Here is a 10,478-nt window from a genome sequence, read left to right on the forward strand (position 1 = left end):
TGCGAGACTTAATCGTTGCTTTCGAGGCGCATAGGGCCAAGCAATATCATCTTGGTTTAGGTCGTGAACCGATAGCCAAGACAACTCTTGCGACAGCGAACCAGAACCGTGATTACAGAATCTTCGAAGATTTTGCATTCTATATGATGAAGGAAGCCTGCGAGAAGCGGACGACCAACATCCTTGACATTTCCGGAAAGAAATATGCGTTTGATTCAACAACGATTCCGTTGTGTCTTGCAACATTCCCATGGGCAAAGTTCCGAAGCAAGAAAGGAGGGGTGAAAGCTCATGTCTTATACGACATTGAAGCACAAGTTCCTGCCTTCTATACTGTAACCACTGCATCAAAGCACGATTCCACAGCAATGTCTTCAATCCATTATGAACCAAATGCTTATTATATATTCGACAGGGCTTATGACTCCTTTAAAGAACTCTATAGGATACATCTTACAGACTCTTTCTTTGTTGTCAGAGCCAAGACGAACTTAAAGTATAAGACAGTCAAATGGAAGCGAAGAATGCCAAAGAACATAATGACAGATGCGGAAGTGAAACTGACCGGATATCTCTCCGAGAAAAAATATCCTGACTCATTCAGACTCGTCCGATATTACGACGAAGAGGATGACCGTGAGTTCACTTTCTTGACGAATGCAAAACAACTTTCTGCACTGGATGTCGCCAATCTTTATAAGAAAAGATGGTTAATCGAGCTGTTCTTCAAATGGCTCAAGCAGCATCTCAAGATAAAGAAATTCTGGGGCACAACAGAGAACGCTGTTCGCATACAAATCAGTGTGGCTATTATCACGTACTGTCTTGTGGCTATTGTCCAACATGATATGAAGTTGAAACGTTCAACCTATGAAGTTTTGCAAATTCTCAGTATATCATTGACTGACAAAACCCACTTGCGTGACCTGTTCGACAAGACTAATTTCAATGATGTCAAAGATCTAAATGATCCCCTGATTCCGGGGCTTTTTGATTAATTGTTTAACTCGTCCCATTTTAACGGGACACTAATGCTATATGGTCTACCTGACCAATTCAGACAGGTATTTCGCCAATTTTTACAGGTCAACCGCTTGTAAAAGAATTATCTTTGTGCCACAACAAATTAATCTAATATCTATTATATGAGTACATCAGAAACCTTACGCGACAAAATGAGCAACTATCGATGGGTGATTTGTTTCATGCTCTTTTTCGCCACTACGGTCAACTACTTGGACCGACAAGTGCTTTCCCTGACGTGGAAAGACTTTATCGCACCAGAGTTTCACTGGACAGACACACACTACGGAACCATTACCGCCATTTTTTCCATGGTCTATGCCATCGCCAACCTTTTTGCCGGACGATTTGTTGACTGGCTGGGCAGCAAGAAAGGATACTTGTGGGCCATCGCCATCTGGTCGGTCGGTGCCTGCCTGCACGCGTTCTGCGGATGGGCTACCGAAATGAGTCTAGGGCTCGGGAACGTGGGAGAAATGATTTCCGCTTCCGGAACCATCACCTCTACCATCGCCATTACCAGCGTCTACTATTTCATCGCCGCACGTATCGTGCTGGCCGTCGGCGAATCGGGAAACTTCCCTGCTGCCATCAAAGTGACGGCTGAATATTTCCCCAAAAAGGACCGTGCGTTCTCCACTTCCATCTTCAATGCAGGAGCTACCATCGGCGCACTTATTGCCCCAGCCAGCATTCCTACCCTGGCCAGCTACTTCAAAAGCCTCGGTGTAGGCAACGGATGGGAGATGGCCTTCATCATCATCGGTGCTTTGGGATTCGTCTGGATGGGACTCTGGCTATTCGTATACAAAAAACCACAGGAGAATCCTCATGTCAATGCAGCCGAACTGGCCTATATCCAGCAAGACAAAGAAAATGAGGAAACGTCCGGCCATACGGAAGAAGAACCGAAACTGTCTCTCTGGCAATGCTTCAGATACCGCCAGACCTGGGCTGTGGCACTGGGCAAATTTCTGACCGACGGCGTATGGTGGTTCTTCCTCTTCTGGACGCCGGCTTATATTTCCGACGTGTATGGATTCTCCTCCGACAGTTCTACCGCCCAGCTGCTGATTTTCGTGCTTTATGCCATCACCATGCTCTCCATCTACGGAGGAAAGCTGCCGACCATCATTATCAACAAAACCGGAAAAGACCCGTATGCGGCCCGCATGAAGGCCATGCTGATTTTTGCCGTTTTCCCCCTGTTCGCCTTGTTTGCACAACCGCTGGGAAATATCTCTTATTGGTTTCCCATCATCATCATCGGCATTGCCGGCGCCGCCCACCAGTCCTGGTCGGCCAACATCTACTCTGTGGGCAGTGACATGTTCCCTAAGAGTGCCGTGGCTACCATCATCGGTATTGGAGGTATGGCAGGAGGTGTAGGCGCTTTCCTCATCAACATGTGCTCAGGCATCCTGTTCGATTATGCAGAGGCTACCAAGATGGCTTTTCTGGGATTTGAAGGCAAGGAAGCCGGCTACTTCATCATTTTCTGCATCTGCGCCGTGGCTTATCTGGTGGCATGGTGCGTCATGAAAGCGCTGGTTCCCAAATACAAACTGATTACAGTCTGACAAAAACTGAACGCATACAAAAAAGTCACGGCACGCTTCGTTTCGTACCGTGACTTTTTTCTTTCTTTGTTTCTTTTTTATTTTTTCAGTTCCGGATAACTGATACGGGTGTGATACATGGTTTTCAGTTTCTCCTTGAACACCGCCTTCACCGTCGCAATGTCCTTAAAGGTAATCGGACACTCCTTGAAATACCCCTCCTGTACCTGACAGTCGATAATCTTCTCGACCAAGGCCGAAATGCTTTCTTCGGTATATTCCGGCAAACTTCTGGATGCGGCTTCTACAGAATCGGCCATCATCAGAATGGCTTGCTCCTTGGTAAACGGATTCGGTCCCGGATAACGGAAGGCTTCCTTATCGACTTCTTCACCGGGATGTTCGTTCTGATAGGATATATAGAAATACTTGGTCAGTCCTTTCCCGTGGTGCGTACAGATAAAGTCTTTTATCACTTGCGGCAAATCATGCTTGTCGGCCAGTTTCATTCCGTCGGTCACGTGACTGATGACAATCTGTGCACTCTGTTTGTAACTTAATTGGTCGTGGGGATTGACTCCCGACTGGTTTTCCGTAAAGAAAGCCGGATTCAGCATCTTCCCGATGTCATGGTACATGGCTCCCGTACGTACAAGCTGACTGTTGGCACCAATACGGTTGGCGGCTGCTGCCGTCAGGTTGGCCAGTTGAAGCGAATGTTGGAATGTACCCGGAGCCACTTCCGACATTTCACGCATCAGCTTGTTGTTGATGTTCGACAACTCTACCAATGTTACATTCGAAGTGAAGCCAAACGTTTTTTCCAAAATGAACAACAATGGATAGGTGAAAAGCAACAGGATGCCGTTCAGAATGAAATTCATGTACATGTGGGTACTCAACTGAGCTACGTCGCTTACATGCACCAAGTCGAGTGCCAGATACATCAAGGCATAAGCACAAGCTACTATCACGGCACTACGAAACAACTGGGAACGCTGGGACAGTTCCCGGAGACTATAAATACCGGCCATACCGGCAGCCATCTGCAACAAAATAAACTCATGGGGCGTACGCAGACAAATGGAACAGAGCAAAATGGTAATGACATGAGCCATGAATGCGGTGCGGGAATCCAAAAAGATACGGACAATCAACGGAATCATGGCAAACGGCACCACATATACACTCATGAAAGAATGTGCCACCATGACCGAGGAAATAACTGGAAACGCCACGATGATGATAAACAGCAAAGCCAGCGTACGGTGCTTCTTGTAATAATCACTCCGGAACAACTCCAGGTAAATCATGAAACAGCCTATCAGCAGAGACACGAAAAGCAACTGCCCAAGCAAAGTGAGACGCTTTTCTGCAACCGTCTCGCTTCGTTTGTTCCATTCTTTCTCCAGCGACCGCAAAATATTATATGTATGACTGTCTATAATTTCGCCTCGGTCGATAATTTTCTGACCATTCATGACAAAACCGTTGGCCCACGACAATTCTGACAGCAAGTCCTGCTTGGCCGCTTCCGATTTCGATGCATCATATATCAGGTTTGGGGCAATGTATTCATTCAAATTGCACCGTTGCAGCAAGTTCTTCCGATAATGCAAGGTGTCCGCATAAATCAAAGCTTCATAAGCCGACTTGAAACTATACAGACTGTTGACTGCTACTTGATTGGACGTATTCTTATCGACCAGCTGAATGAAGCGTGTGCTGTCTTTTCGCAGTTTTTCCCAGTCATTGGGGGCAAAGACTCCCTTTTCATAAATCAACTGCAGAATCCGCTCGATGTGATGAGGGTAAGCCTGCACAGGAATAATACGGTAAAGGCTGTCGGAATAAGCTTTCTTGAACTGCTGTATCATCCGTTCGCCCACGGTCTTGTCCAACTGATAATACGGGCTGTACAAACGCATGATGCTGTCTTGCTCCTGCTGCACCTCGGCATCCTCCTTGTAGATAGGGAAGTCGAACGAAGCCTGCAAGAGGCCGTACTTCCAAGGTTTGTTGATGTCAAATTGATAGTTAAACCGCCCCTCACGTGGCAAGAAATACACTATTACACCTACTGTTACAATGAATATGCCCAGTTTATATAACAGTCCTTTATAAGAAAACTGTCGTTCAGTCTGTAAACTTTTCATGTTAAAAAGAGATTTTGCGTGCAAAATAAGAAAAAAACGGGAAAATTAGATTAATTTTGCGGCGTATTTTTAGATAAAAACCACAATGTCAGAAAGAAAAGTAAGAGTCCGTTTTGCACCGAGTCCCACAGGTGCGTTGCATATCGGCGGCGTACGTACCGCTTTGTACAATTATCTGTTTGCCCGCCAGCATGGGGGAGAACTGGTTTTCCGTATTGAAGATACCGACTCACACCGTTTCGTTCCGGGTGCTGAGGAATACATTATCGAATCGTTCAAATGGCTGGGCATCAAGTTCGACGAAGGTGTCAGCTTCGGAGGCAACTATGGCCCGTACCGCCAGTCGGAACGCCGTGACATCTACAAGAAGTATGTACAGGTGCTTCTGGACAACGGAAAGGCTTACATCGCTTTCGATACGCCCGAAGAACTGGAAGCCAAACGCAAAGAAATTCCAAACTTCCAGTACGATGCTTCTACGCGTATGTCTATGCGCAACTCACTGACCCTTCCGAAAGAAGAGGTGGACAAGCTGATTGCAGAAGGCAAACAGTATGTGGTCCGCTTCAAGATTGAACCGAACGAAGACGTGCATGTACACGATATCATCCGCGGAGAAGTGGTCATCAACTCTTCTATCCTCGACGACAAAGTATTATATAAATCAGCTGACGAACTGCCGACTTACCATCTGGCCAACATCGTAGACGACCACCTGATGGAAATCTCACACGTAATTCGTGGAGAGGAATGGTTGCCTTCGGCTCCGTTGCACGTACTGCTGTATCGTGCGTTTGGCTGGGAAGACACCATGCCGGAATTTGCCCATCTGCCGCTGCTGCTGAAACCGGATGGAAACGGCAAGCTGAGCAAGCGTGACGGCGACCGTTTGGGATTCCCGGTATTTCCATTGGAATGGCACGACCCCAAAACGGGAGAGGTTTCTTCCGGATACCGTGAATCGGGTTATCTGCCGGAAGCAGTCATCAACTTCCTGGCCCTGCTGGGATGGAACCCGGGCAACGACCAGGAAATCATGTCGATGGACGAACTGATTAAATTGTTCGACCTGCACCGTTGCAGCAAGGCGGGTGCCAAGTTCGATTATGAAAAGGGAAAATGGTTCAACCATGAATATATCCTGATGAAGAGCGACGAAGAAATCGCCCAACTGTTCATGCCGATTCTGAAAGAACACGGCATCGACGCCCCGATGGATAAGGTAGTTACCGTAGTCGGACTGATGAAAGGCCGTGTAAGCTTCATCAAGGAATTGTGGGACACTTGCAAGTTCTTCTTCGTAGCTCCGACAGAATACGATGAAAAAACGGTGAAGAAACGCTGGAAAGAAGATTCAGCCGCACGCATGACCGAACTGGCCGACTTGTTGGAATCACTGGACGATTTCTCACTGGCTCATCAGGAAGAAGTGGTCATGAAATGGATTGAGGACAAAGGTTATCACTTGGGTAACATCATGAATGCCTTCCGCCTGACACTGGTAGGAGAAGGAAAAGGTCCCCACATGTTTGAAATCTCAGCTGTACTGGGCAAAGAAGAAACAGTAGCACGTATGCGTCGTGCGGTAGAGGTACTCAAATAAACAAAGACATGATTTATAATTTTATCATCGCCCTTTATACAAGTGCAGTCAGATTGGCTGCACTTTTTAATAAGAAGGTGGCCCTGATGGTCAAAGGGGAAAAGGAAGCGTTCGGCATACTGGAAAAACAGATTGTGCGTGGAGAAAAATACCTCTGGTTTCACGCGGCTTCTTTAGGGGAGTTTGAACAAGGCCGTCCGCTGATTGAGGAAATCCGAAAGAAATATCCGCAATACAAGATTCTCCAGACCTTCTTCTCGCCTTCCGGATACGAAGTACGGAAGAACTACAAAGGAGCGGACATTGTCTGCTACCTTCCGCTGGACACCCCGGGCAACGTAAAGCGTTTCCTGGATCTGGCCCAGCCTTACATGGCCTTCTTCATCAAGTATGAGTTTTGGCAGAACTACCTGACAGAACTGAAACGACGGAATATTCCGGTCTACAGTGTGTCTTCCATCTTCCGGAAAGAACAGGTTTTCTTCCGCTGGTATGGGAAAAGCTACCGCAAGGTGCTGAACACGTTTACACACCTCTTCGTACAGGATGAAGCATCCGTGAAACTGCTGCAGTCCATCGGCATCACGAATACAACGATTGTCGGTGATACCCGTTTTGACCGGGTACTGGAAATCTGCCGTCAAGCCAAAGAGCTTCCTTTGGTAGAACTGTTCAAAGGAGATCATACTGCCTTTGTAGCCGGCAGTTCCTGGGGACCGGATGAGGATATTTTCATCCCGTATTTCAACGCACATCCGGAGGTGAAGCTCATCATTGCTCCCCACGTGATTGAGGAAAGCCATTTGAAAGAGATTATCGGCAAGCTGGACCGTACGGTCGTACGCTACACGCAGGCCACAGAGGAAAAAGTGAAAGAGGCCGACTGCCTGCTGATTGACTGTTTCGGTCTGTTATCTTCCATCTACCGCTACGGAGAAATTGCCTACATCGGAGGAGGATTCGGTGTAGGCATCCACAACGTACTGGAGGCTGCGGTGTACGGCATGCCAGTCATCTTCGGCCCGAACAACAAGCGGTTCCGTGAAGCACAGGGTTTGTTGCAATGCAAAGGAGGCTTTGAAATACAGGGAGCGGAAGACTTCAAGAAAATCATGGACGAGTTCCTGACCAATTACGGAGCCTTGGACAAAGCAGGCAAGAAAGCCGGAAACTATGTACGCGACAATGCCGGTGCCTTGGAAAAAATTATGCATACAGTGACGCTATAATCCGTGCGCATAAAATAAAGAGGAGCCGTAGAAAGGAAAGACACGGTTCAGAATTTTTTAATAATAAAAACAGGATTCAGTTATAAGAGAACTTACAACTGAATCCTGTTTTTATTTACATAAGCATAAACTGGTTCCACTTGAAAAATCCGATAGAATTATTAAACGGTCCGAGTGTCCATCACAAACCATCGCTATCGCTGTCTGACATGGCCGCAAACTGTGGCTACCACGTCCCTCTCGTCGGTGAGGCAGATAAAATGACATTAAGTTTATCCATGCGAGGAACCAGACTTACTCCGAAGCCTTTCTCCGTTCTTCTTGATAAGTTGCATACATTTCTGCCAAGGTTTCCATCGGAATATGCAGCAAATACATCTCCTTGAACACATCGGGCAATACTTGCTGGAGGAAGGTCTCTTTCCGAAGTGCCACAATCTTCTGTGCAGCCCCGGTAGACACGAAATAGCCCAATCCCCGTTTGTTGTAAATAATGCCCTGATTTTGCAGGTAATCGTACGTACGGACTACTGTATTGGCATTGACCTCCACCACGCCCGCATATTCACGGACCGACAGAATGCGTCCTTCTTCCTCGTACACATTCTGAAGAATCTCATCCATAATGCGGTCGGCTATCTGCAAATAAATCGGTTTATTCTCTTTAAAAGTCATAGACGCCACAGTTTTCGTTTAATTACTTGTGAACGGGTAAACAGTCGGTACGACAGCCACCAGTTGAAAAGAGTCAATAAAAAGAAGAAAGTAGTAATTATTGCCAACACCCCATCTACAAATTGAGGGGTATCCTGAAAGTGCTCCTGTATCCACTCTGAAAGACGAATCAAAGATCCTCCTTCTGCCAGACTGGCAAACAAAATTCCTCCAAGAATCGTCACGGCCAGACAGGTCCCAATGGTTTTCAGGAAAGGATGTTTATACCAGAAACTTCCTCCCAAGATGAAGATCGAATGGTTCCACAAGGAGAATATCCATACGAGGAGCTGCATCAACCACCAAGAATATACGGGTTCGCCTGTTGCGTCTACCGAAGCATGTGTAGCCCATTTCATGGAAAATACTTCCACCAACATAGGCTGGCTATACACAGCCGGTAAATCAAACAAAGGCAGCAACAGGTAATGAGTAAGTTCCAAGGCCAGTAAGGCTACCAGCACCATCAACAACGTACCTATGGTCACAAATACAGCCCGTGAAAAGAATTTTTCCAGCTTCGTAGCTGGAAGCAACAAATAAGAGATGCGTTTCTCCTTACTGTCCATGCATTTCATAATTCGGGAAGCATAAAAAAGCATCGCAAAACTTACTACCATGCCAATTACTCCTAACATATTGCCACAAAAGCGATGAAAGGAATAAATCTCTGGAAAGCCTTCCTCTGCCGACTGTAAAAGGCCCAACATCGGGAAAAAGAAGGCCGCAAAGATACCCAGCAAGCCATAAAGGTTACTTTTCCAGTTCTCTATCAAATCGCGTTGCATCACATTCCTCACGCGTACCATACTAAAAGTTGTATCCATCATGTCGTGTCGTTTATTTATCATTAAATATCGCTTGTATTTTCCCACGTTCCGTCAACAGGGCGTTGAACAGCAATTCCAGATTCAACGGACTTTCTTCTCCCGAAAGGTTAGGCCATATCACGCTGTTTCCATGTACGGATGGCTGTACAAAAAGCGCATCGTCTGTCGGATCATTCATCCCTTGTTCGGCAAATAAGAGCTTGTCCGTAATGTCTACCACCGAACGGTTCAGCAGCACCTTATTCCCATCGATTACCACTACCTGGTCCAATAAACGGTCGATATCCCTTACCTGATGCGTAGAAACCACCACCGATTTCTCTTCCGTCATACCCGAAGCGATAACTTTACGGAACTGACTTTTGGAAGGAATATCCAGTCCGTTGGTCGGTTCATCCATCAAAAGTAAGGAAGTATTGGTGGCCAAGGCAAAACACATGTAAGCCTTTTTCTTCTGTCCCATGGACAACTCTCCCAAGTGAATGTCCTCATTCAGCTCAAAATCATTCAGACAGGTCCGCAACAGTTCCCGACTGAAACGAGGATAAAACGGAGCGTTTACTTTCACAAACTGTTTCAGACTCAAGTTAGGCAAGGTAAATTCTTCCGGTACCAGATACAGGTCAGATAAAGTCACCGGTAAACGCTTTTGTACATCTACCCCCTTCATCCAGACACTGCCACTTTGCAGACGTAACAAACCGCTCATCAAATAGAGTAAAGTCGATTTGCCTGTTCCATTCTTTCCCAAAAGGCCTATCACCTTTCCCGCCTCCATTTCCAGGGAAAAATCCTGGAAGATGGAAGCTTTCTTTCCATAACTGAAGGTCAATCCTTCGATTTTTATCATAGACGTGTTCATGTTGTTGATTAATGATATTAGTGTAATAGTTTAATAGTACACCGCAAATGTAATGCTTTTTCTTAAATCCACAAGCATAAACAAAATTTTTAACAAGAAAAACGGATTAAATTCAGGTCTACGGCATTTTAAGGCGCTATCAGAAAGGAGAAGAGGAAAAGACAAAGAGGAATTATCACAGAATCGAAACAGCGTAAGAGAGAAAGAAAAGAACTATAAAGCGATATATTCTACCGACAACGCAGCTAAAGGAAAAAGAATACGATGGGGCTTCCTGTTAGGCAGCAGGGATGCACATTCCAAGAACCGCTGGAGTTTCCTTCCGCCACGGGGAAGGCCGCATTTCCGAAGTGTACCGCATAGAAAGAAGAAAGCGGAAGGAACACCGTGGCGAAATGGTCTTTCCTGAGCCGGAGGCCGTGTCCTTCCTGTTCCGGCCGGCTAAAACTTATGCTTGACCAACAAATGCCGCAAGTTTACACGCCGCATCTGCGCGGACCCG

The 10,478-nt window shown here is 46.4% G+C and carries 8 protein-coding genes; 4 read left to right on the top strand and 4 right to left on the bottom strand.

Going from position 1 to position 10,478, the window contains the following annotated elements:
- Both OCV81_RS17055 and OCV81_RS17060 read left to right on the top strand, forming a co-directional pair.
- The coding region (locus OCV81_RS17055) for an IS4 family transposase (RefSeq protein WP_148331050.1) at positions 1-998 on the top strand (998 nt) is incomplete at its 5' end.
- 147 nt (positions 999-1,145) lie between these two features.
- The gene (locus OCV81_RS17060) at positions 1,146-2,603 is read left to right on the top strand and encodes an MFS transporter (RefSeq protein ID WP_148331051.1); all 1,458 of its coding nucleotides are present in this window, start codon (positions 1,146-1,148) and stop codon (positions 2,601-2,603) included.
- A gap of 77 nt (positions 2,604-2,680) precedes the next feature.
- Here the strand turns inward: OCV81_RS17060 and OCV81_RS17065 are convergent, their stop codons facing one another.
- A complete protein-coding gene (locus OCV81_RS17065; RefSeq protein WP_148331052.1) occupies positions 2,681-4,738 on the bottom strand; it encodes an HD family phosphohydrolase in 2,058 nt (685 codons plus the stop codon).
- A gap of 85 nt (positions 4,739-4,823) precedes the next feature.
- Here OCV81_RS17065 and gltX point away from each other — a divergent pair, with 85 nt between their 5' ends.
- Both gltX and OCV81_RS17075 read left to right on the top strand, forming a co-directional pair.
- Positions 4,824-6,341, top strand: a complete 1,518-nt coding sequence (gltX, locus tag OCV81_RS17070; protein ID WP_148331053.1) for a glutamate--tRNA ligase — start codon at positions 4,824-4,826, stop codon at positions 6,339-6,341.
- Positions 6,342-6,349: 8 nt separating this feature from the next.
- On the top strand, positions 6,350-7,570 hold the full coding sequence (locus OCV81_RS17075) for a 3-deoxy-D-manno-octulosonic acid transferase (protein ID WP_148331054.1): 1,221 nt from the start codon (positions 6,350-6,352) through the stop codon (positions 7,568-7,570).
- A gap of 294 nt (positions 7,571-7,864) precedes the next feature.
- Here OCV81_RS17075 and OCV81_RS17080 read toward each other — a convergent pair whose 3' ends face one another.
- Genes OCV81_RS17080 through OCV81_RS17090 form a run of 3 tightly spaced genes read right to left on the bottom strand, consistent with a single transcriptional unit; the run spans position 7,865 to position 9,964 of the window.
- Complete coding sequence (locus OCV81_RS17080) at positions 7,865-8,245, bottom strand: GntR family transcriptional regulator (protein WP_022354902.1); 381 nt, start codon at positions 8,243-8,245, stop codon at positions 7,865-7,867.
- Positions 8,242-9,114, bottom strand: a complete 873-nt coding sequence (locus tag OCV81_RS17085; RefSeq protein WP_148331055.1) for a hypothetical protein — start codon at positions 9,112-9,114, stop codon at positions 8,242-8,244. Before OCV81_RS17085 ends, OCV81_RS17080 begins: the two co-directional genes overlap by 4 nt.
- A gap of 10 nt (positions 9,115-9,124) precedes the next feature.
- A complete protein-coding gene (locus OCV81_RS17090; RefSeq protein WP_148331056.1) occupies positions 9,125-9,964 on the bottom strand; it encodes an ABC transporter ATP-binding protein in 840 nt (279 codons plus the stop codon).
- Positions 9,965-10,478: the final 514 nt, after the last annotated feature.

It is taken from the genome of Phocaeicola fibrisolvens, assembly GCF_025567125.1.
GTDB lineage: Bacteria > Bacteroidota > Bacteroidia > Bacteroidales > Bacteroidaceae > Phocaeicola > Phocaeicola fibrisolvens.